Origin of the sequence: Streptomyces sp. NPDC013187, assembly GCF_042899705.1 — a bacterium.
In the GTDB taxonomy this organism is placed as follows: domain Bacteria; phylum Actinomycetota; class Actinomycetes; order Streptomycetales; family Streptomycetaceae; genus Streptomyces; species Streptomyces hawaiiensis_A.
In genome coordinates, this window is the sequence record NZ_JBIBAF010000009.1 from 71,568 (window position 1) to 91,692 (window position 20,125).

The 20,125-nt window shown below is 71.6% G+C and carries 20 protein-coding genes and 1 pseudogene; 5 read left to right on the forward strand and 16 right to left on the reverse strand.

Annotation, left to right across the window (positions count from 1 at the left end; genetic code table 11):
• Positions 1 to 20: 20 nt before the first annotated feature.
• Positions 21 to 746: a class I SAM-dependent methyltransferase gene (locus ACFY5B_RS20260; RefSeq protein WP_389971057.1), complete on the reverse strand. Its 726-nt coding sequence runs from the start codon at positions 744 to 746 to the stop codon at positions 21 to 23.
• 4 nt (positions 747 to 750) lie between these two features.
• The gene (locus tag ACFY5B_RS20265; protein WP_389971059.1) at positions 751 to 1,314 is read right to left on the reverse strand and encodes a PadR family transcriptional regulator; all 564 of its coding nucleotides are present in this window, start codon (positions 1,312 to 1,314) and stop codon (positions 751 to 753) included.
• 69 nt (positions 1,315 to 1,383) lie between these two features.
• Here ACFY5B_RS20265 and ACFY5B_RS20270 point away from each other — a divergent pair, with 69 nt between their 5' ends.
• The 4 genes and pseudogenes from ACFY5B_RS20270 to ACFY5B_RS20285 form a co-directional block, all read left to right on the forward strand.
• Positions 1,384 to 1,782 carry a nuclear transport factor 2 family protein gene (locus tag ACFY5B_RS20270; RefSeq protein WP_389971061.1) on the forward strand — a complete coding sequence of 133 codons (399 nt, stop codon included), beginning with the start codon at positions 1,384 to 1,386 and terminating at the stop codon, positions 1,780 to 1,782.
• Between the two features lie 69 nt (positions 1,783 to 1,851).
• Positions 1,852 to 2,679, forward strand: a complete 828-nt coding sequence (locus ACFY5B_RS20275; protein ID WP_389971063.1) for a class I SAM-dependent methyltransferase — start codon at positions 1,852 to 1,854, stop codon at positions 2,677 to 2,679.
• 260 nt (positions 2,680 to 2,939) lie between these two features.
• A complete protein-coding gene (gene rho / locus ACFY5B_RS20280; protein WP_389971065.1) occupies positions 2,940 to 4,082 on the forward strand; it encodes a transcription termination factor Rho in 1,143 nt (380 codons plus the stop codon).
• An 88-nt stretch (positions 4,083 to 4,170) separates the two neighbouring features.
• Positions 4,171 to 5,007, forward strand: a pseudogene (locus ACFY5B_RS20285) (D-alanyl-D-alanine carboxypeptidase family protein); the annotation flags it as partial.
• 59 nt (positions 5,008 to 5,066) lie between these two features.
• On the opposite strand, the gene ACFY5B_RS20290 reads toward ACFY5B_RS20285, so the two are convergent.
• Together ACFY5B_RS20290 and mptB are read right to left on the reverse strand one after the other, a co-directional pair.
• On the reverse strand, positions 5,067 to 6,449 hold the full coding sequence (locus ACFY5B_RS20290) for a glycosyltransferase 87 family protein (RefSeq protein ID WP_389971067.1): 1,383 nt from the start codon (positions 6,447 to 6,449) through the stop codon (positions 5,067 to 5,069).
• Positions 6,446 to 7,840 (reverse strand): polyprenol phosphomannose-dependent alpha 1,6 mannosyltransferase MptB, encoded by a 1,395-nt coding sequence (gene mptB / locus ACFY5B_RS20295; RefSeq protein WP_389971069.1) that lies wholly within the window; start codon positions 7,838 to 7,840, stop codon positions 6,446 to 6,448. The genes ACFY5B_RS20290 and mptB overlap by 4 nt, the downstream gene beginning before the upstream one ends.
• Positions 7,841 to 8,003: 163 nt before the next feature.
• On the opposite strand from mptB, the gene ACFY5B_RS20300 reads away from it, so the two are divergent.
• On the forward strand, positions 8,004 to 8,765 hold the full coding sequence (locus ACFY5B_RS20300) for an alpha/beta fold hydrolase (protein WP_389971071.1): 762 nt from the start codon (positions 8,004 to 8,006) through the stop codon (positions 8,763 to 8,765).
• 28 nt (positions 8,766 to 8,793) lie between these two features.
• Here the strand turns inward: ACFY5B_RS20300 and ACFY5B_RS20305 are convergent, their stop codons facing one another.
• The 12 genes from ACFY5B_RS20305 to ACFY5B_RS20360 all read right to left on the reverse strand — a co-directional run bounded on the left by ACFY5B_RS20305 (position 8,794) and on the right by ACFY5B_RS20360 (position 20,036).
• On the reverse strand, positions 8,794 to 9,726 hold the full coding sequence (locus tag ACFY5B_RS20305) for a glutaminase (protein WP_389971072.1): 933 nt from the start codon (positions 9,724 to 9,726) through the stop codon (positions 8,794 to 8,796).
• 34 nt (positions 9,727 to 9,760) lie between these two features.
• On the reverse strand, positions 9,761 to 11,170 hold the full coding sequence (gene aspA, locus ACFY5B_RS20310; RefSeq protein WP_389971074.1) for an aspartate ammonia-lyase: 1,410 nt from the start codon (positions 11,168 to 11,170) through the stop codon (positions 9,761 to 9,763).
• Positions 11,171 to 11,293: 123 nt separating this feature from the next.
• Positions 11,294 to 12,310: an asparaginase gene (locus ACFY5B_RS20315; RefSeq protein WP_389971619.1), complete on the reverse strand. Its 1,017-nt coding sequence runs from the start codon at positions 12,308 to 12,310 to the stop codon at positions 11,294 to 11,296.
• A gap of 32 nt (positions 12,311 to 12,342) precedes the next feature.
• Positions 12,343 to 13,785 carry an amino acid permease gene (locus ACFY5B_RS20320; protein ID WP_389971076.1) on the reverse strand — a complete coding sequence of 481 codons (1,443 nt, stop codon included), beginning with the start codon at positions 13,783 to 13,785 and terminating at the stop codon, positions 12,343 to 12,345.
• Positions 13,782 to 14,459 (reverse strand): FadR/GntR family transcriptional regulator, encoded by a 678-nt coding sequence (locus ACFY5B_RS20325; RefSeq protein ID WP_389971078.1) that lies wholly within the window; start codon positions 14,457 to 14,459, stop codon positions 13,782 to 13,784. The genes ACFY5B_RS20320 and ACFY5B_RS20325 overlap by 4 nt, the downstream gene beginning before the upstream one ends.
• A 175-nt stretch (positions 14,460 to 14,634) precedes the next feature.
• On the reverse strand, positions 14,635 to 15,471 hold the full coding sequence (locus tag ACFY5B_RS20330) for an undecaprenyl-diphosphate phosphatase (RefSeq protein ID WP_389971080.1): 837 nt from the start codon (positions 15,469 to 15,471) through the stop codon (positions 14,635 to 14,637).
• Between the two features lie 81 nt (positions 15,472 to 15,552).
• The gene (gene crcB / locus ACFY5B_RS20335) at positions 15,553 to 15,900 is read right to left on the reverse strand and encodes a fluoride efflux transporter CrcB (protein WP_389971081.1); all 348 of its coding nucleotides are present in this window, start codon (positions 15,898 to 15,900) and stop codon (positions 15,553 to 15,555) included.
• A complete protein-coding gene (locus ACFY5B_RS20340) occupies positions 15,897 to 16,277 on the reverse strand; it encodes a DUF190 domain-containing protein (protein ID WP_389971083.1) in 381 nt (126 codons plus the stop codon). Before ACFY5B_RS20340 ends, crcB (ACFY5B_RS20335) begins: the two co-directional genes overlap by 4 nt.
• On the reverse strand, positions 16,274 to 16,729 hold the full coding sequence (gene crcB, locus ACFY5B_RS20345; protein WP_389971085.1) for a fluoride efflux transporter CrcB: 456 nt from the start codon (positions 16,727 to 16,729) through the stop codon (positions 16,274 to 16,276). Before crcB (ACFY5B_RS20345) ends, ACFY5B_RS20340 begins: the two co-directional genes overlap by 4 nt.
• Positions 16,730 to 17,018: 289 nt before the next feature.
• Positions 17,019 to 17,978, reverse strand: coding sequence for an SMP-30/gluconolactonase/LRE family protein (locus ACFY5B_RS20350; protein WP_389971087.1), 960 nt, complete (start codon positions 17,976 to 17,978; stop codon positions 17,019 to 17,021).
• Positions 17,979 to 18,026: 48 nt separating this feature from the next.
• Complete coding sequence (locus ACFY5B_RS20355; RefSeq protein ID WP_389971089.1) at positions 18,027 to 18,284, reverse strand: ArsR/SmtB family transcription factor; 258 nt, start codon at positions 18,282 to 18,284, stop codon at positions 18,027 to 18,029.
• Between the two features lie 192 nt (positions 18,285 to 18,476).
• Positions 18,477 to 20,036, reverse strand: a complete 1,560-nt coding sequence (locus ACFY5B_RS20360; protein WP_389971091.1) for an arabinogalactan endo-beta-1,4-galactanase — start codon at positions 20,034 to 20,036, stop codon at positions 18,477 to 18,479.
• Between the last annotated feature and the right edge of the window lie 89 nt (positions 20,037 to 20,125).

Sequence of the window (20,125 nt, forward strand, 5' to 3'; positions counted from 1 at the left end):
CAACACCCCGGCGCCCGGGCCTAGCCCGGCAGCCGGGCCATGACGAGCCGCACCCTGGGGCTTCCGTCCGGCCGCCGCCCGAACTCGGGGAGCGGCTGGAGTTCCACCCCGAAACCGGCCGCCGCGAGTCCGCGCCGCACATCCCGGAGGCGGAACGTGCGGTAGTACATGACGAACTCAGGCCGCCAGAGCACGTTGCGCACCCGCATCACGGTGTCGAAGCCGAGCAGCGCCCAGTAGCCGAGCGAGCCCGGGCGGGGCGGGGCGACCAGTGGGAAGGCGAAACAGCCGCCCGGTCGCAGGACGGAGCGGACCTGCGCGAACAGCCCGGGCAGTTCGCGGGGCAGGAAGTGCCCGAAGGCACCGAAACTGACCACCAGGTCGAAGGCGGGCGCGAAGGGCAGCGCGCGGGCGTCGGCCCGGACGAAGGAGACCGGCGGGCCCGTCGGCCCGACCCGCTCGCGTGCGACGTCGAGCATGCCCGCGCTGAAGTCGACGCCGGTGACCCTCTCCCCGCACACCCCTGCCAGCACACCGACGCCCGCTCCCGTACCGCAGCACAGGTCGAGTCCGGCGGCGAAGGGCCCGGCAGACCGCAGGGCCGAGCCCACGGCGTCGAGGATCGCGTCGGGTGTCCGGAAGGGCGTGCGGTCGAACTTCGGCGCCAGGAGGTCGTAGCCACGCTCGACGGACGACAGCGCCTGGACGGCGAGTTCGCGGACACTGGGGCCTTCGGGGCTGAACATCGGCTCAGCCTAGGGGAGCCCGCTGCTTCAGGACGGTGAGTACGCGCTCGCACCAGCGGAGGTTCTCCTCCTCGAAGCCGATGCCTCCCATCAGGGTGAGGTACGGACCGACACGGTCGGCCTCCCGGAGGTACTCCTCCTCGCTGCGGCCGGCCAGGAGGCGCTCGCGCACCCGCCGGTAGCGCGCGAGCTTGCCGCGGGCCCACGCCTCGCGCTCCTCGACCAGCGCACGCGTCGCATCCGGGTCCACGCCGTCCATGGCCTGGATCTTGATGAGGAGCTCGTCGCGGATGGTGGTGGGCCGCCGGGGCGGCGTGGCGGCGAACGTGCCCAGGTCCTGACGGCCGGCTTCGGTCAGCGTGAACATGCGCTTGTCGGGCCGCCGTTCCTGGCGCACCACCCTGGCCTCGATCAGTCCGTCCTGCGCGAGGCGCTCCAGTTCCCGGTAGAGCTGCTGCGGGGTCGAGGCCCAGAAGTTGGCCAGCGACACGTCGAACACCTTCGACAGCTCGTACCCCGAGGCCTCGCCCTCCAGGAGAGCCGCCAGAACGGCGTACTTGAGAGACATGTGGACACCGTACCAACGGATGATTATTCTACTCCGCACCTACTCAAAAAATTGACCAAGGCGGTTTCGATGCGTGCATTCCGTGAGGCGATCGAGAAGCTCGACCTCGACTCCGCTGAGGCGCTGCTGGCGCCGGACGTCGTCTTCACCAGCCCCGTCGTGTTCAAGCCGTACGCGGGCAAGGCGATCACGGCGGCGATCCTGCGTGCCGTCTCCGAGGTCTTCCAGGACTTCCGCTACGTGCGCGAGATCAACGACGTGAACGGCCGCGACCACGCCCTCGTCTTCGCCGCACGCGTGGGAGACCGGGAGATCAGCGGCTGCGACTTCATCCATGTCGACGAGGACGGCCTCATCGACGAATTCACGGTGATGGTGCGCCCGTTGTCGGCGGCCCAGGCGCTCGCGGCGGCCATGGGCGAGCAGTTCGAGCGGATCGCCGAGGAGGCACGGACCCGCCCGGTCTGAGCGACACCTACCGAGTTCCGTTCCCGCGTTCTCCCGGCACCCGCGGCCGGTTCACGGTTTCATGTCCTCATGACGTCCGTCGAGCACGACCGGCTGATGAGGGCCAACCAGGCGAACTGGGACGCCCGCACACCCGTCCACCTCGCCAGCCGCTTCTACGGTCTCGACCAGGGCCTCGAACCCGAGCGCTGGTTCGCCCCGTTCGAGTGGGAGGACCTCGGCGAGCTCGCCGGGCGTGACGTGCTGCACCTCCAGTGTCACCTCGGTACGGAGACGATCGCCTTCGCACGGCGCGGCGCCCGCGCCGTCGGCCTCGACTTCTCCGGGGCGTCGGTGGCCGCCGCCCAGGACATCGCGGCGAAGGCCGGCGCGGACGTCACGTACGTCCGAGCGAACGTGTACGACGCCGTCGAGGCCCTGGACGGGCGGCGGTTCGACGTCGTCTACACCGGCAAGGGCGCCCTGTGCTACCTCCCCGACCTGGACCGGTGGGCGGAAATCATCGCCCGGCTCCTGCGTCCCGGCGGCCTGTTGTACGTGGTCGAATTCCATCCCCTGCTCAACTCGCTCGGCCCGAAGCCCGCTCCGGGCGAGGGGCCCGAGCTGCTGCTGCGCCACGACTACCTGGGCGGCGGTGGCCCGGTGCACCGCGACGGGACCCACACCTACACGGACGGTCCGGCCGTCGAAGGGGCCACGGACAGCTACGAGTGGATGCACGGAATGGGCGAGGTCGTGAACGCGTTGACGCGAGCGGGACTCGCCGTGCGGCGACTTCGGGAGGGCGACGAGCTTCCCTGGCCGCGCTGGCCGCAGATGGTCCGCACGGAGTCCGGCTGGTGGCGACTGCCCGAGCCGCGGATTCCGTTGCTGTACGGGCTGCTGGCGACGCGCTGACCCACCCCCGCTGAGGTAGGTCCATCCCCATCCACCGCTTTCGGTGGTACATTGCGAAGAGCACTCGTGCACGCCCCTCTTTGCGGGCGCCGGTGCCGTTCTTCATCTCTCTCCTTCATTTCCAGCACCACGACGTGTTCGTCGTATCCGCGGTGCTGTCCCCCGCCGCCCGGAAGCGCGCCACAGGCCTTCCCTTCGCGGCACTCTCCCTTCCCTTCGCACGTCTCATGCCTGCCGTCCGTGAAAGGACACCCACCACCATGACCACCACACTCGACAACCCGCCCGTACAGCAGCAGTCCCCCGCCCGGACCGTGTCCGGCGTCCTCGACATCGACGCGCACGGGAAGGGACACCTGCGCGGCGAGGACTGCACGCCCACGCCCGCCGACACGGCGGTCTCCCCCTCGCTGATCCGCCGGTACGGCCTGCGCAAGGGCGACCTCGTCGAGGGCGTGACCGGAGACCGGCGCGGCCTGACCGATGTCGCACGCGTCGACGGCCGTACGCCCGGGGACCCGCGCAGCCGGCGCCACTTCCGGGACCTGACGCCGTTGCACCCGCACGAGCGGCTGCGGTTCGAGCACCCGGCCGCCGGCCTCGCCGGCCGCGTCGTCGACCTGATCGCACCCGTCGGCAAGGGCCAGCGCGGGCTCCTCGTCGCCCCGCCCAAGACCGGCAAGACCGTCCTCCTCCAGCAGCTCGCCGCCGCCGTCACCGGCAACCACCCCGAGTGCCGGCTGATGATGCTGCTGCTCGACGAGCGGCCCGAGGAGGTCACGGACATGCGGCGCAGTGTGCAGGGCGAGGTGTACGCCTCGACCTTCGACCGCGGCGCCAAGCAGCACATCGCGCTCGCCGACCTGGTGATCGAGCGCGCCAAGCGGCTCGTCGAGGCCGGTGAGGACGTCGTCGTCCTCCTCGACTCGCTGACCCGGCTGTGCCGGGCGCACAACAACGCCGCCTCCTCCGGGGGCCGCATCCTCACCGGGGGCGTCGACGCGTCCGCACTGACCGGCCCCAAGCGGTTCTTCGGCGCCGCCCGGTCGGCCGAGGAGGGCGGTTCCCTCACGATCCTCGCGACCGCCTTGGTCGAGACCGGCTCCCGGGCCGACGACTTCTACTTCGAGGAGTTGAAGAGCACCGGCAACATGGAGCTCCGGCTGAGCCGGGACCCGGCGTCCCGCCGGGTGTTCCCGGCCGTCGACATCACACCCTCGGGCACACGCCGCGAAGAACTCCTGCTGGACCGACCGGAGTTGGCTGCCGTCCACGGTCTGCGGCGCGTGCTGCGGGACCGGGACGGGCAAGGCGGTCTGGAGACCCTCCTGGAGCGCATGCGCGAGACACCGGACAACGCGACGTTCCTGCGGCGCGTCCAGCCGACCCTGCCCTCGACCTGACGCGGGGAGATCATCCATCCGGGTGCTAGCGCGCGGAATGCGGCCCCGCCGTCGCCGTGCGGAGCAGGTCCGTTCCTACGTTGATCATATGATCATCGGATTCTCTTCCCGGGTGGCCGCGTCGGCCGGTGCGCTCTGCGTGGCAGGGCTCCTGGCGCTGACGCCCGCGGCGGCGGCCGACCCCGGTGGCGCGGAGCCCACGCCGCCGGGCGGGCCGAGGGCCGCGGCCCCGCACCCCTCGTTGCTGTACCGACCCGGCATCCAGGTCCGCCCGCGCACCGGCGTGGCTCGCCTCCCGGAGGTCTCCGCGCTGTCCTGGCTCGTGGCCGACGCCCGCAGCGGCGAAGTGCTCGCCGCCCACAACGCGCACCGCAGGCTGCCCCCGGCCAGCACCCTGAAGACCCTGTTCGCCCTCACCGTGCTGCCCGGGCTGCCGGCGGGCGTCCGGCACACGGTCCGCGCGCGGGAGCTGCGGGGCATCGGTGCCGGCAGCAGCCTGGTCGGCGTCACCGAAGGCCGCTCGTACCGGATCGCCGACCTGTGGCGCGGTGTCTTCCTCAACTCGGGCAACGACGCCGTACACGTCCTGGCCGAGCTCAACGGCGGCTGGCGGCTCACGGCCGAGCGAATGCAGGCCAAGGCACGTTCCCTCGGCGCCCTCGACACCCACGTGGTGTCGCCCGACGGCTACGACGCCCCCGGCCAGGTGTCGTCGGCGTACGACCTGGCGGTGTTCGGCCGGGTGGGGCTGCGCAACCCGGACTTCGCCCGGTACTGCGCCACCGTCGAGGCCACGTTCCCCGGCAGCGGCACGTCGACGTACCCGATCCAAAACACCAACCGGCTGCTGAGCGGTGCCAATGGCGTGAAGCCGTACCCCGGGCTGATCGGCATCAAGAACGGCTACACCAGCAAGGCCGGCAGCACCCTTGTCGCGGCGGCGCGCCGGGACGGGCGCACCCTGGTCGTGACGGTGATGAACCCTCAGGACGGCGGCGGCTCCACCGTGTACGAGGAGGCCCGCTCTCTGCTCGACTGGGGCTTCAGGTCGGCCGGGAAGGTCGAGGCGGTGGGCTCGCTCGGCGCGCCGCCCACGTCCACGCGGCCGACGACGACGCCTCCCGCGGTCGCGGCGGCCGTACCGGAGGAGCACACCTCCGCCTGGACGGAGGCGGGGCTCATCGCGGGTGCCGCCGGTACGGGGGCGGCGGTCGTGGTGCTGGTGCTGCGGCTCCCGGTTCGCAGACCGGGCCGGAGCTGACCGGCCGGCAGCCACAGCAGCAGCCCCAGGGTGATCCAGCCGTAGGTGTTGCTGCCCACGAACCCGTCGACGCCGGAGGCGTCGTCGAACCACAGCCACACCACGCTGGTGCACAGCACCGCGTACAGGGCGCCCGCGATCCGGGGGCGCCCCGCCCGGACCAGCACGGCGAAGGACGGGAGCAGCCACACCAGATGGTGCACCCATGTGATCGGACTGACGAGACAGGCGGCGAGGCCGGTCAGGGCGAACGCCGCCGTCCAGTCCCCCGCGGCGACCGCCCGGCGCGTCCGCAGCACCCATACGCCGAGGACCGCCAGGACCACCACCGCCCACACGGTGCGGTCCGTTTCACCGAGCCGGGCCAGGATGCCCTGCACCGACTGGTTCGAGACGTAGTCGAGGCGCCCCACGCGGCCGGTGTCCCACAGCGCCTCGGTCCAGTAGAAGCGCGACGCGTCCGGGTCCACCCAGGCCGCCAGGGCCGTGGCCCCGAGGGCGACGGCCGTCGCGACCGCCGCCGCGTGCCACCGCCTGGCCACCAGCAGCAGACCGATGAACAGCGCGGGAGTGAGCTTGACCGCCGCCGCGAGCCCGATGCCGGCACCCGCCAGGCGTCCGCGTCCGGTGGCGAGCAGCGTCGCGTCGGCGAGGACGAGTGCCAGCAGCAGCAGGTTGACCTGACCGAAGCTGAGGGTGTCGCGGAGCGGTTCGAACAGGGCGAGCAGACAGGCGGTCAGCGCCCAGCCGAACCAGCCGTGACGCCGCCAGTCCGGTCCGGCGAGCAGCCGCAGGATCACGGCCAGGGCCGCCAGGTTGAGCAGCAGGGCCACGGCGATCGCGGTGTGCAGCCCCAGCAGGGCCATCGGCAGCATGGCGACCGCGGCGAACGGCGGGTAGGTGAAGCCGTATGTGGTGCCGGGGACCCGGTAGTCGTAGATGCGGCCGCCGTGGTGGACCCAGCTGTCGATGCTGCCGTAGTAGACGCGCAGGTCGAACCAGTCGCGCAGCAGCGGCACGGTCACGGTGAAGACCGTCACCAGTGCGACGAGGGCCGACACCAGCAGCAGCCGGCCCCGCTCGGTGCGCGGCAGGGCCGGGGTCATGCCGCGCGTCCCGGCGCCGGGGCGAGTTCGGCCTGGTGGGCTTGCCACAGCACGACGACCGCGAGTGCTGCGCCACAGACGGCCAGCGCGAGTTGCCCCGAGTCCGCCGGCCCGCCGCTGGGCAGGACGGACAGCGCGAGCACGCCGGTCACCGCCGCCGTGCGGTGGTGCACGGAGGTGCTGGGTGCGGCGGCGGCGATGAGGAACAGGCCCCACAGGGCGTACCAGGGGCGGATCGCCGGGCCGAACGCGGCCACCGCGGCCAGGGACAGGCCGAGCGCGTACACCGGCCGCAGGCGCAGCCGCCGCCAGATCAGCACGATCACGGCCACGGCGGTCACGACGCCCAGCACGTTCCAGGCGGGGACGGCGAAGGGCGCGAGGTCGCTGCCGAGGTGCGTGAGCAGGGCCTGGGTGGCGCGGCCGAGGAGGGTGGTCAGGGCCCAGTTCTGCGGGGAGGCCGGGGTGTTCAGGGCGCCGACCCAGCCGTATCCGGTGCCGGCCACGGCCGTCGCGGCGACGGTGGTCCCCGCGGCCGCGACGGTGGTCGTCACGACGGCCTTCGCCGGACCGCGGCCGCCCCGGACCTGGAGGACCACGACCGCCGCGAGACCGAGCACGGCGGGTGCCTTGACCAGAGCCGCGAGGGTGACCAGGACGGCGCCGAGGACCGGCCACCTGCCCAGCGCGGCCACCAGACCGACACCGAGCAGGCCGAGCATGACGGCGTCGTTGTGGGCTCCCGCCACCAGGTGCAGCAAGACCAGTGGGTTGAGGGCCCCCAGCCACAGCGCGGCGGACGGGTCGGCGCCGTTGTGGCGGGCGAGGCGGGGCAGCGCGGCCGCCATCAGGGCCACGCCGGCGAGGGCGACGAGCCGCATCCCCAGCAGTCCGGCGGGCAGTTCGCCGCGGGTCAGAGCCGACAGGGCCGCCGCCACGGCCAGGAACACCGGCCCGTACGGGGCGCCGGTGTGCCGCCAGAGCGGGGCGACCTCGGCGGCGAGCGGACCGCCGAGCAGGGACGGACCGTGCGCGTAGACGTCCAGGTGCGCCTCGACCATCGCCCCCTGGGCGAGGTAGCTGTAGACGTCCCGGCTGAACAGCGGCGGGGCGAGCAGCAGCGGGGCCGCCCAGGTCGCGAGCACGAGCAGCAGGGCGCGCGGCGCGGGTGGTCTCGGCCCTCGGACCAGCCGGCCCAGCAGCGCCCAGGCCGCGATCAGCAGGACGACGCCGAAGTACGCGCCGACCAGGCCGAGAGCGGCGCGAGCGGAGGCCGGGTGGAGAAGGTCCTCCACGGGCAGGGCACCGGCCGTCTCACCGCCCAGGGCGAGGCAGGCGGTACCGGCCAGACCGAGCATCTGGCAGCGGCGGAGATCGACGGGGAAAGCCATGGCCAACACTCGGGCAGCGTGTCAACGGCGGATGGCCGGAACGGGACGCCCCGCTCTCCGGAGGGCGGCCCCTCGGTGACCGGCCGGTGATCGCCGGCCGATGAGTTCCCGCCGGGGCGAGAGTCCTACCGGCGTCAGCACACCGACGAACGGACGTGATCCCATGACCGGCACCTCGGCCTACGCGAAGGTCAACGGCCTGGAGATGTACTACGAGCTGCACGGCGCCGGCGGCGGGCGGCGGCCCCTGGTGCTGCTGCACGGCGGGGTGCTCACGATCGGCCTGTCCTTCGGGGCCCTCCTGCCGGCTCTGGCGGCCACACGCCCGGTCGTGGCTCCCGAGTTGCAGGGCCACGGGCACACGGCCGACATCGAGCGGGAGATGAGCGTGCCGGACCTCGCCTCGGACGTGGTCGCCCTGCTGGACGAGCTGGGCATCGAGCGGGCGGATTTCCTGGGCTTCAGCCTCGGCGGCCTGACCGCCCTCGAAGTGGGCGTGCGCCACCCCGATCGCGTGGGACGGCTGGTCCTCGCCGCCACCCACTACCGGCAGGACGGCTACTACGAGGAGGTCCGGGACCCGGAGTACGCCTCACCGCGGCTGCCGAGCCAGGCGGATTTCCGGGAGATGGCCGACGCCTACGCGGCCGTCGCGCCGGACCCCGGGCACTTCGCGGACTTCATGGCCAAGTGCGGGACGGCGGCGCACGCCCCGCTGCCCTGGACCGCGGACGACCTGCGCGCTCTGGCCGCGCCCACGCTCCTGGTGCTCGGCGACACGGACTTCCTGCGCGTGGAGCACGCCGCCGAGATGCGCGACCTGATCCCCGACGCCCGGCTGGCGGTGCTCCCGGACACCACCCACATGGCGCTCATGCGGCGCACGGAGCTGCTGCTGCCGATGCTGGAGGAGTTCCTCGGTTGAGGGCTCCCGGGCTGGGCGGAGGCGCCGGTCAGAACACCGACAGACCGGTCAGCGTCGTGAACCGGTCGAGCGCGGCCACGCCCGCCACCGAGTTGCCCCGTTCGTCCAGGCCCGGGCTCCACACGCACAGGGTGCAGCGCCCCGGTACGACCGCGATGATGCCGCCGCCCACTCCGCTCTTGCCAGGCAGGCCCACGCGGTAGGCGAAGTCGCCGGCCGCGTCGTACGTGCCGCAGGTCAGCATGATGGCGTTGATCTGCTTGGCCTGGCTGCGGCTGAGCAGGCGGGTGCCGTCGGCGCGGATGCCGTGCCGGGCGAGGAAGCTCGTGGCGAGGGCGAGGTCGGCGCAGGACGCGGCGATCGAGCACTGCCGGAAGTACTGCTCCAGCAGCGTCGGAACGGGGTTGTCGATGTTGCCGTAGGACGCCATGAAGTGGCCGAGCGCGGCGTTGCGGTCGCCGTGGGCGGTCTCGGACGCGGCGACCTCCTGGTCGAAGGTCAGGCCGGGGTTGCCGCTCTCCGTCCGCAGGAACGCCAGCAGTTCGCCCGAGGCGTCGCCGGTGCGGGTGTGCAGCCGGTCGGTGACGACGAGGGCGCCCGCGTTGATGAACGGGTTGCGCGGGATGCCGTTTTCGTGCTCCAGCTGGACCAGGGAGTTGAAGCGGTTGCCGGAGGGCTCGCGGCCCACGTGCTCCCACAGGGCGTCGCCCTCGCGGGCCAGGTCGAGAGCGAGGGTGAAGACCTTGGTGAGGGACTGCGCGGAGAACGGCTGCCGCCAGTCCCCCACCCCGTACACCGTGCCGTCCGGCTCGGCGACGGCCATGCCGAAGCTGCGCGGGTCGCGGGCGGCGAGCGCCGGGATGTAGTCGGCGGGCCGGCCACGGCCGGGGGTCCGCTCGATCTCCTCGGCGATGCGCTCCAGGACCGGCTGGAAGGTCGTCGACGACGTCATGATCGCCATTGTCCCTCCGCCGGTCCCGGTGCGCTCCGGCAGGTCAGGCCGGCGCCGGGCCGCTGCCGGCGAGAACCTCGGGGCGCAGCAGGCCGGCGAGTGTCTCGGCGGGCAGCAGGCCCTTCTCCAGGACGAGTTCTGCCACGCCGCGGCCGGTGGCGAGGGCCTCCTTGGCGATGTCGGTGGCGGCGGTGTAGCCGATGTGCGGGTTGAGGGCGGTGACCAGGCCGATGGAGTTCTCGACGCTAGCGCGCAGCGCCTCGGTGTTGGCGGTGATGCCGGACACGCAGCGCTCGGCCAGGGTCAGGCACGCGCTCTGCAGATGCGTGATGGACTCCGACAGGGAGTGCAGGATGATCGGCTCGAAGGCGTTGAGCTGGAGCTGTCCGGCCTCGGCGGCCATGGTGATGGTGACGTCGTTGCCGATGACCTCGAAGGCGACCTGGTTGACGACCTCGGGTATCACCGGGTTGACCTTGCCGGGCATGATCGACGAACCGGCCTGCACGGGCGGCAGGTTGATCTCGCCGAGGCCAGCGCGCGGGCCGGAGGACAGCAGCCGCAGGTCGTTGCAGCTCTTGGACAGCTTGACCGCGATGCGCTTGAGCACCCCGGACATCTGCACGAAGGCGCCGCAGTCCTGGGTCGCCTCGACCAGGTTGGCCGCCGTCACCAGCGGGAGCCCGGTGATGGCCGCGAGGTGTCGGCGGGCCGCTTCGGCGTATCCGGCGGGGGCGTTGAGGCCGGTGCCGATCGCGGTCGCGCCGAGGTTGATCTCATGGATCAACTGGACGGCCTCGGCGAGACGGGACCGGTCCTCGTCCAGCATGACGGCATAGGCCGAGAACTCCTGGCCCAGCGTCATGGGCACCGCGTCCTGCAACTGGGTGCGGCCCATCTTGAGCACCTCGCGGAACTCGACGGCCTTGGCCGCGAACGTGTCCTGGAGGACGGACATCGCGTCGAGCAGCCCGCGCACCGCGAACACCGTCGCGATCTTGACGGCGGTCGGGTAGACGTCGTTGGTGGACTGGCCGAGGTTGACGTCCTCGTTGGGGTGCAGGAAGGCGTACTCGCCCTTGGCGTGGCCCAGCAGTTCCAGCGCCCGGTTCGCCACGACCTCGTTGGCGTTCATGTTGGTGGAGGTGCCCGCACCGCCCTGGACGACGTCCACGACGAACTGGTCGTGCAGCCTGCCGTCACGGATCTCACGGCAGGCCTCGACGATGGCAGCGGCCTTCTTCGCCTCCAGCAGGCCGAGTTCCTCGTTGGCGAGGGCGGCGGCCTCCTTGACGGCGGCCAGGGCGTCGATCAGGTGCGGGTAGGCGGAGATGGGCATGCCCGTGATGGGGAAGTTCTCCGTGGCCCGCAGGGTGTGCACACCCCAGTACGCCTCGGCGGGAACGTCACGGTCACCGAGCAGATCGTGCTCGGAACGGGTGGCGGCGGTCATGACGGTGAGGGTCCTCTTTCTGAGGGAGGTGAGGGTGGGTGTGCGCCCCTTCAGGGGCGCGGGGAACTGCGCGACCGGCCACATGCGCCCCGCAGCCGCCGGACGGCAGAATCCGGCACGGCATCAGGCGCGGGCAGCACCGGCAAGCGGCTCCAGCGAACGAACGGGCCGCACCCGCCCGACCTCCTGCCCACCGCCCAGCAGCGGCTCGCCCTGGAACTCCGTGAGCAGCTCGGGGTCGACACCGGCCCGGGCCAACGCGGCGGCGGTCACGGGGACCCGCGCCCGGTTAGCCCCATCCGCGATCTTCACCGCAACGGCCCGCCCATCGGCCAGCGCAGCGACCTGCACGCCCTCGAAGCCGTCCTTGGACAACAGCCCCGGCACAGCCCGCATCAGCGCGGCGACGTCCCGCCCGGAGCCGGAGGCCATCTCCGCGTGTTCGCGCATCGCGTCGGCGACCCGGGCCTCGGGCGTACCCGGGGCGGCCGTGACGATCCGGGCGGTTGCGCGGGCCAGGCCGTGCAGCGAGATGGAGAACAGGGGTGCGCCGCAGCCGTCGACGGTGACCCGGGCGATGCGCTGCCCGGTCAGGTCCTCGACGATCTCGGCGATCGCCTGCTGGAGCGGGTGGCCGGGGTCGAGGTAGTTCTCCAGGGGCCAGCCGTTGAGCATGCAGGTGTAGAGCATGGCGGCATGCTTGCCGGAGCAGTTCTGCGCGAGCCGCGAGGGCAGCCGGCCCTCGCGCACCCAGGCGTCCCGGACGACGGGGTCGAACGGCATGTCCGTGACGTTGCGCAGATGGCCCTCGGTGAGCCCGGCGAGGTCGAGGATGCGCCGGGCACCGGCGAGGTGGCGTTCCTCGCCGGAGTGGCTGGCCGCCGTCAGGGACAGGAGCTCTCCGTCGAGCGGCAGCCCCGCCCGGGCCATGGCCACGGCCTGGACGGGCTTGATCGCCGAACGGGGGTAGAAGGCGGCCTCGATGTCTCCGATCTGGAGCGCGACCCTTCCGTCGGCGTCGAGGACGACGACGGAGCCGTAGTGGATGCCTTCGACGATTCCGCCGCGGACGAGGTGGGCGACGGGGGCGTGGAGGGGTTCACGGACAAGGGGTGCGTCCGCGAGAGAACTGCTGAACATCACTGCCTGCTTCTCGGGGAGCGGCGCGTTCGTCACGCGTCGGCTCCGGTGGTGGATTTGCGTGCGATACGGCCGCGGATGGCGAACCATCCGGCGACCAGGGCCCCGACGATCAGCGGCAGGCACAGCACGGTGGTGCGGCCCGCGCCGCCGTCGGCGTACATGAGGACCAGGACGGAGGCGAGGAACGCCAGCGTCACGATCTCGGTCCAGGGGGAGCCCGGGAGCCGGTAGCCCGGGCGGGTCAGCTCGCCCTTCTGGGTCTTCTGCCAGAAGAGGAGGTGGCAGATCATGATCATGCCCCAGGTGGCGAGGATGCCGATCGCGGCGAAGTTCAGCACGATCTCGAACGCCTCGGCCGGAACGACGAAGTTGAGGCCGACGCCCAGGACGCAGATGCCGCTGGTGAGCAGGATGCCGCCGTAGGGGACCTGGCTGCGGCTCATCACGGAGGTGAACCTGGGCGCGGATCCGGACATGGCCATGGAGCGCAGGATGCGGCCGGTGGAGTACAAACCGGAGTTGAGGGAGGACATGGCGGCGGTGAGGACGACGAGGTTCATCACGCCGCCGGCCGCGGGGATGCCGATGTTGGACAGCACCGTCACGAAGGGGCTCTCGCCCGCGGTGTACTTGTTCCACGGCAGCAGCATCGACAGCAGCACGACCGAGCCGACGTAGAAGACGCCGACGCGCCACATGATCGAGTTGATCGCCTTCGGCATGATCTTCTCGGGGTTCTCGGTCTCACCGGCCGCGACGCCGACCAGCTCGACGGAGGCGTAGGCGAAGACGACGCCCTGGATGATCAGCAGCATGGGCAGCAGGCCGTGCGGGAAGACGCCGCCGCTGTCGCCTATGAGGGACGGGCCGGGGGTGTGGCCGTCGACGGGGTGCTGGGTGACGAGCAGGAAGATGCCGATGCACATGAAGACGACGAGGGCGCCGACCTTGACGATCGCGAACCAGAACTCCAGCTCGCCGAAGATCTTCACCGAGATCAGGTTCACGGTGAGCACCACGGCCAGCGCGATCAGCGCGATGACCCACTGCGGGATGTCGGAGAACATGCCCCAGTAGTGGGTGTAGGTGGCGACGGCGGTGATGTCGGCGATGCCGGTGGTCGCCCAGTTGAGGAAGTACATCCAGCCCGCGGTGTAGGCGCCCTTCTCCCCCATGAACTCGCGGGCGTACGAGACGAAGGCTCCCGAGGAGGGCCGGTACAGCACCAGTTCGCCGAGGGCGCGCACGACGAGGAAGGCGAAGAGGCCGCAGACGGCGTAGGCGATGAAGAGCGACGGGCCGGCGTCGGCGAGACGGCCGCCGGCGCCGAGGAACAGGCCGGTGCCGATGGCTCCGCCGATGGCGATCATGTTGACGTGCCGGGACTTCAGGGACTTGCTGTAGCCCGCGTCTCCGGCATCGACATGGATGGAACGTTTCTGCACACCGTCGTGCAGGGACTGCTCGCTCACGCCTCGGTTCCGCCTTCCGTAGGGGTGTCCGTGCGCGAGGGGCGCACGATGTCGGTGAGGGTGGTCTCGACGCGGTCGAGGTGGTGGGCCATGGCCTCCACCGCGTCGGTCTCGGAACCGTCGGTCAGGGCCTCGACGATCGCCCGGTGCTCGCGGTTGGACTGCTCGCGGCGGCCGCCCAGCTCGTTGAGGAAGGCGGACTGGCGGGCCAGCGCGTCCCGGATCTCCTCGATGACCCGGCGGAAGACCGGGTTCTGGGCGGCCTCGGCGACGGCGAGGTGGAACAGCGTGTCCATGGCGACCCACGCGGTGGTGTCCGTCTCCCGCTCCATCCGGTCCAGCAGGTGGGCCAAGTGGTCGAGGTTCTCCGGGGTACGGCGCCTGGCCGCGTACCCGGCGACCGGGATCTCGACATGGCGGCGCACCTCCAGCAGGTCGCTGGCGGAGTAGTCGCCGAAGGTGGGGTCCTCGACGGTACTGGCCACGACGAAGGTGCCCTTGCCGGTCCTGGACACGGTCAGGCCCATGGTCTGCAGCGCTCGCAGCGCCTCGCGCAGAACGGGCCGGGAGACCTCCAGGGTGCGGCAGAGCTCCGCCTCGGAGGGGAGCTTGTCGCCGATGGCGTACTCGCCCCGCTCGATGGCGCCGCGCAGGTACGCCAGCACCGCTTCCATGGCACTGACGCGACGCACAGGCTGTCCGGCTGTCCGGCTGTCTGACAGGTTCACGGGAGTGATACTCCGGCCGACGGGAGGCGGCTGTCAAGGGGCGCCCCCAAGGGGCGCGGGGAACCGCGCGACGAGCCACGATGGCGCCGCAGCCGACCGACGGCTCCTCCCGGCAGACCGCTCAACTGTGCAGCGCACCCGCTCCGAGCAGCCCGAACAGCAGCACTCCCACCACGATCCGGTAGATCACGAACGCGTTGAAGGAGTGCTTGGCGACGAACTTCAGCAACCAGGCGATGGAGGCGTACGCCACGACGAAGGAGACGACCGTGCCGACGGCGAGCGGCGCCGCCCCCACCCCGGTGCCCAGGGCGTCCTTGAGCTCGTAGAGACCGGCACCGGTGAGCGCGGGGATGCCGAGAAAGAAGGAGAGCCGGGTGGCGGCGACGCGGTCGAGGTCGAGGATCAGCGCGGTGGACATGGTCGCGCCGGAGCGGGAGAAGCCGGGGAAGAGCAGGGCGAGGATCTGGGAGCTGCCGACCAGCATCGCGTCCTTGAACGAGGTGTCGTCCTCGCCCCGCTTGTGCCGGCCCATCTGGTCCGCCGCCCACATCACGCCGCTGCCGGCGATCAGCGACCCGGCGACCACCCACAGCGAGGCGAGAGGACCCTCGATGAGCGGCTTGGCGGCGAGTCCGACGGCGACGATCGGGACGGTGGCGCAGATGACCCACCAGGCGAACTTGTAGTCGTGGTGGTACCGCTCCTCGCGGTGGCGAAGGCCCCTCCCCCAGGCGGAGACGATCCGCACGATGTCCTTGAAGAAGTACACGAGCACCGCGGCGATCGCGCCCACCTGGATGACCGCCGAGAACCCGACCACGGCGGTGTCGTCGACGGGAATGCCCATCAGCCCCTCGACGATCTTCAGATGGCCGGTCGAGGAGACGGGCAGGAACTCGGTCACCCCCTCGACGGCTCCGAGGACGACGGCCTGACCGACGCTGATGACGCTCATGGGATCCAGTTCTGCTCGGGGGCGGGAGCGGAGGGGACCGTCTTACTACACCCGGACGAGAACGGAGCTCATGGACGCGTCTCACATACGCGCCAGTGCCGCTCCCGCGAACGCCGCGGCGAGCCCGACCGCCACGGTGACGCCGACGTTGAGGGCGGCCTGGAGGCGCGCCCCGGTCTCCGCCAGCCGCAGCGTCTCGTAGGAGAACGTCGAGTAGGTCGTCAGGGCCCCGCACAGGCCGGTGCCGAGCAGCAGCTGAAGGTGGGCGGCGGCTCCGGTGAGCAGGCCGAGGATCAGGGAGCCGGTGACGTTCACCGTGAGGGTGCCCCAGGGGAAGACGGAATCGTGCCGGGACTGGACCGCCCGGTCGGTGAGGTAGCGCAGCGGGGCACCGACCATCGCGCCGCACACGACCAGCAGCCAGTTCACAACGAACTCTTACCCTTCGTGTCCGCTGTGCCGGGATCGTCCCCGCGTCCGGCGTACCGGGTCACCTCGCAGTCGTCGAGCGTCACGAGCCCCTCGGTGACGATCTCGTCGAGCTGCGGAAGGAAGGCGCGCACGCGTGGCTCGGAGTCGACGATCACCACGGCGACCGGCAGGTCCTCGCTCAGCGAGAGCAGCCGCGAGGTGTGGATCAGGGAGGAGGCGCCGAAGCCCTCGATGCCGCGGAAGACGCTGGCGCCCGCCAGGCCCGCCGCGTGGGCCCGGTGGACGATCTCCGAGTGGAGGGGCCTGTGGTGCCAGGTGTCGCTCTCGCCGATGAGGACGGTCAGGCGCAGGGCCCTGCCGGTCAGCTTCGTCATCGTCGCCTCCCTTTCAGGACGCGGCGGGTCGCCCCGGCCGCGAGCCACACCGCCGCGAGGGCCGCGAGCGGGGTCGCGGCGAGATAGGCCAGCCCGGTGCCGGGACGGCCGCCGTCGATGAGCTTCTGGAAGTCGACGGCGTACGTCGAGAAGGTGGTGAAGCCGCCGAGGACGCCGGTGCCGAAGAAGGGGCGGACCAAGGGGTGGGCGGTGCGGACCTCGGTGATGATCACCATGAACACGCCGATCACGGCGCAGCCGGCGATGTTGACCCAGAGGGTCGTCCAGGGAAAGCCGCCCGCGGGCGTGGGCCACCAGAGGGAGGCGGCGTAGCGGGCGGTCGCCCCCGCTCCCCCGCCGAGTGCCACGACCCCGACGACGGGCGCCTGGGTGCGCCAGGAGGACTGCCGTGGGGTGGCGGCCCGCACGCGGAGGCTCTCGGGGGATGTCATGGGGATGTGTCTCCTACTCGCCGGGAGCCCGGGGTGGTGCGGGCGCGCGCCGTCGCAAGTAGGGACCGTTGGCGGCGTCCTTGCCGCGGTTCGGGTACGGCGGGCCCCACCGCCGCGCCGCGACAGTGCCGCGGCCGGAGTTCAGATTAACCCCGGGGGCGGGGTGGGGTCACTCCGAGGCGGAGGGCGGAGATCACTTCCGGGCGGGCGGTACAGGTCATCTCGGGGCGGGCGGTGCAGGTCGCTTCCGGGCGGGCGGTACAGGTCATCTCGGGGCGGGCGGTGGAGGTCACTTCGGGGCGGGCGGTTCGCACACCGCCACGCCCCGTTCCCAGATGCTGCCGAGGACCAGGTACCCGCCCGCTTCGCAGACGCTGGTGGGCATGCGATAGCCGGAGTGGTGGCGGCTGAGGTGATGGACGACGCGGCCCTCGTCGTCGAAGGCCTGGAGGGCGATCGTGCCGGTGGGCCGGAACGGGGCGCGTACGGCGATGCGCGCGGCGGCGGCCCGGACGCCGGGCCCGCCGCGGTGGAGGAGGTCCAGGGGCGGGACGCGGGGCCCGGCGAGCGCGACCCACATCGGTCCGTCGGGCGCGCCGCGCCAGAGGTTGTCGGGCATGCCCGGGAGGTTCTCGGCGAACGGTTCGCTCCGCCCCGCCCGCGGCCCGGTGAGCCAGTGGCGCAGGAGCCGGCAGGCGCCGGTCTCGGCGACGACGAGGAAGGCCTCGTCCGCGCCGACGGCGACCCCGTTGGCGAACTGCAGGCCGTCCAGCACCACCTCGGGTGCGTCCGCGCCGGGGGCGAGCCGCAGCAGCCGTCCCGTCCCGGTGTGTTCGACGATGTCGCCGATCCAGTGCTCCAGGGGGTACCGACGGCTGGAGACGGTGAAGTAGACGCTCCCGTCGGAGAGGGACACGACGTTGCTGCAGAACCGCAGCGGCTCTCCCGCCACCGAGTCGGCGAGGATCCGGACCGTGCCGTCGCCGGTGCCGACGCGCAGCAGTCCGCGTTCGGCATCGCACACCAACAGGTCCCCGTCCGGGAGGAGTTCGAGCCCGAGCGGCCTGCCACCGGTCTCGGCCAGCACCTCGACGCGGGCCGCGACCGGGTCGGCGAGGGCGTCGAGCCGCAGGATGCGGCCGTCCGCGACGCCGGTGAGGACGCGGCCGCGCGGGTCGGCGACCACGTCCTCGGGGCCGGGGCCCACGGCGATGTAGTGACGGGGGACGAGTGCCGTGGGACGGTCCATTGCGCGTGTGTCCTTCATCGTCGGGGCGATACCGCGGTACCGGGTCGCCTACCAGGCCTTCTCAAACATCCGGGCGACCTCGGCGATCCGCATGTCGTCACGGTGGTAGCGCACACCGCCCGCGGACCTGCTGGTGCGCAGCATGCCGGTGGCCTCCAGCAGCCGGAGATGGGTGACGGCGACCGGGCGCGGTATCGATAACCGCTCGGCGACGTCGTCCGCGGTGACACCGTCCGCCGCGGGACCGGGTTCCTTCAGCCAGGCCAGGATGCGCAGCCGTGTCTCGCCCGTGGGAGTCCTCAGCATGTCGTGCCCCTGCCTCGCGGCTTCGCCCTCTCACCGCACCTTCCCACTGTCTCGCAGTCGACGCCGTCCTGTCCGGCACTCGGCATCGTTGACCGATACCTGACTGCCCTGTCGCAGGGCGGAGTTCGAGCGGGCAGGAGAAGGGAAGGGAGGGGCCCGCAAGGCAGGGAAAGGCAGGCCCCTCCCCCGGGCTCAGCGGTGCCGGAACCAGGACATCGAAGAGAGCGCCCGGTCGTCGTACCCGAACAGCGCCTGGTTCTCCCAGGCGTTGCCGGAGGCCGAGTCGGTCGGGTCCCAGCCGTTGCCGCCCACCGCGGTCCAGGTCGCCTCCCAGTAGAAGAGGCCCAGACCGCGGCCGTTCGGGACGGCCTCCACGATGCTCGTCATGTCGTTCATCCACCGTGTCTGACCGGCCACGCTGGCCGGGTAGCCGGTGACCAGTTCGTCGCCGGTGTCGATGATGTTCTCGTGGGCGTCGTCGCTGTCCAGACGGAACGGGTAGGCGGTCTCGGCGACGAAGACCGGCTTGCCGTAGCGGACTGCCGCGTCGTCGAGGGTCGTCTGGAAGTCGGACAGCGTGCCGTGCCAGTAGCCGTAGAAGGACAGGCCGATCGCGTCGAACTTCACGCCGTTCGAGCGCGCGCTGTCGAACCACCAGCGGGTGCCCTCCAGGTCACCGCCCTCGGCGAGGTGCAGGGCCACGGCGGTGGAGGAGCTGACCGCCTTGACGGCGTCGTAGCCGGAGTTGAGCAGACCGGCCAGCTGCGTCCAGTTGGAGGTGGATCCCTCGTTCCAGAGCATGCCGCCGTTGATCTCGTTGCCGACCTGAACCATGTCGGCTGTGGTGCCCTGGGCCTTCAGGGCGTTCAGCACGTCGTACGTGTGGGTGTACACGTCCGTCTTCAGTTGACCGTAGCCGTGTCCGGCCCAGGCGGCGGGCTTGTCCTGGCGTCCCGGGTCGGCCCAGAAGTCCGAGTAGTGGAAGTCGACCAGCAGTTTCATGCCCTGCGCCTTGACGCGCTTGGCCGTGGCCAGGACGCGGGCCTTGTTGTTGTAGCCGTCGGCCGGGTTCACCCAGACCTTGAGGCGCGCGTAGTTCATGCCGTTCGACCTGAGGACGGCCAGGGGATCGGCGGCGCTGCCCGAGCTGTTCCGGTAGACGCCGCCCTTGGCCTCGCTTTTGGCCAGTGACGAGATGTCGGCACCCTTGATCGACGTACCCGACGTGCCGGACGTGAAGGTCAGGTCGTCGACGTTGATCCAGTTACCCGCGTTCGCGTCGCTGTTGACGCTGATCGTGCACTGGCCGGCGGTGACCTGGACAGGCACGACGATCCGGAGCCACCCACTGGCCGAGACCGGCAGATCGGTGCGCTGCTCGGCGCCGCCGCAGTTCTTCAGCGCGAGGTACGCCGACTTCTGCCCGCCGCCGGAGCGCACCCAGGCGGTGAGCTTGTAGTTCCCGTTGGTGAGTCCGGAGAGGTACTGGTACGTCTCGACCTTGTAGGCCGACGCGGACCAGTGGCTCAGGCGGTGGCTGCCGCCGTGGCCGCCGGACTCGGTGAACGAGGCGCCGGTGTCGCCGTACTCGGACCAGCCGCTCGGGGTCGCGGCGCCCGCGCCGTCGGCTTCGAAGCCGCCGTTGGTCAGTGTGCTCGCGGCGTGTGCCGAAGTGGCGGGCAGGGCGGTGAGGGCAAGGCCCGCGGTGAGGGGAAGCAGCAGGGCCCTGAGGGTGCGTCTGGGATGGAACATCGTCGTCCGTCGTCCCTTCGACGTGGGGATGGGGGGCCTCACCAGGAGGTGAGTGAGGGGCGGGCCCTCCGCCCGCGGCTCGTGGCTCG

Bases quoted from the DNA above. Each gene is read 5' to 3' on its own strand.
- ACFY5B_RS20260 (WP_389971057.1), bottom strand. From the start codon at position 746: ATGTTCAGCCCCGAAGGCCCCAGTGTCCGCGAACTCGCCGTCCAGGCG.
- ACFY5B_RS20265 (WP_389971059.1), bottom strand. From the start codon at position 1,314: ATGTCTCTCAAGTACGCCGTTCTGGCGGCTCTCCTGGAGGGCGAGGCC.
- ACFY5B_RS20270 (WP_389971061.1), top strand. From the start codon at position 1,384: ATGCGTGCATTCCGTGAGGCGATCGAGAAGCTCGACCTCGACTCCGCT.
- ACFY5B_RS20275 (WP_389971063.1), top strand. From the start codon at position 1,852: ATGACGTCCGTCGAGCACGACCGGCTGATGAGGGCCAACCAGGCGAAC.
- rho (WP_389971065.1), top strand. From the start codon at position 2,940: ATGACCACCACACTCGACAACCCGCCCGTACAGCAGCAGTCCCCCGCC.
- ACFY5B_RS20290 (WP_389971067.1), bottom strand. From the start codon at position 6,449: ATGACCCCGGCCCTGCCGCGCACCGAGCGGGGCCGGCTGCTGCTGGTG.
- mptB (WP_389971069.1), bottom strand. From the start codon at position 7,840: ATGGCTTTCCCCGTCGATCTCCGCCGCTGCCAGATGCTCGGTCTGGCC.
- ACFY5B_RS20300 (WP_389971071.1), top strand. From the start codon at position 8,004: ATGACCGGCACCTCGGCCTACGCGAAGGTCAACGGCCTGGAGATGTAC.
- ACFY5B_RS20305 (WP_389971072.1), bottom strand. From the start codon at position 9,726: ATGGCGATCATGACGTCGTCGACGACCTTCCAGCCGGTCCTGGAGCGC.
- aspA (WP_389971074.1), bottom strand. From the start codon at position 11,170: ATGACCGCCGCCACCCGTTCCGAGCACGATCTGCTCGGTGACCGTGAC.
- ACFY5B_RS20315 (WP_389971619.1), bottom strand. From the start codon at position 12,310: ATGTTCAGCAGTTCTCTCGCGGACGCACCCCTTGTCCGTGAACCCCTC.
- ACFY5B_RS20325 (WP_389971078.1), bottom strand. From the start codon at position 14,459: ATGGAAGCGGTGCTGGCGTACCTGCGCGGCGCCATCGAGCGGGGCGAG.
- ACFY5B_RS20330 (WP_389971080.1), bottom strand. From the start codon at position 15,471: ATGAGCGTCATCAGCGTCGGTCAGGCCGTCGTCCTCGGAGCCGTCGAG.
- ACFY5B_RS20340 (WP_389971083.1), bottom strand. From the start codon at position 16,277: ATGACGAAGCTGACCGGCAGGGCCCTGCGCCTGACCGTCCTCATCGGC.
- crcB (WP_389971085.1), bottom strand. From the start codon at position 16,729: ATGACATCCCCCGAGAGCCTCCGCGTGCGGGCCGCCACCCCACGGCAG.
- ACFY5B_RS20350 (WP_389971087.1), bottom strand. From the start codon at position 17,978: ATGGACCGTCCCACGGCACTCGTCCCCCGTCACTACATCGCCGTGGGC.
- ACFY5B_RS20355 (WP_389971089.1), bottom strand. From the start codon at position 18,284: ATGCTGAGGACTCCCACGGGCGAGACACGGCTGCGCATCCTGGCCTGG.
- ACFY5B_RS20360 (WP_389971091.1), bottom strand. From the start codon at position 20,036: ATGTTCCATCCCAGACGCACCCTCAGGGCCCTGCTGCTTCCCCTCACC.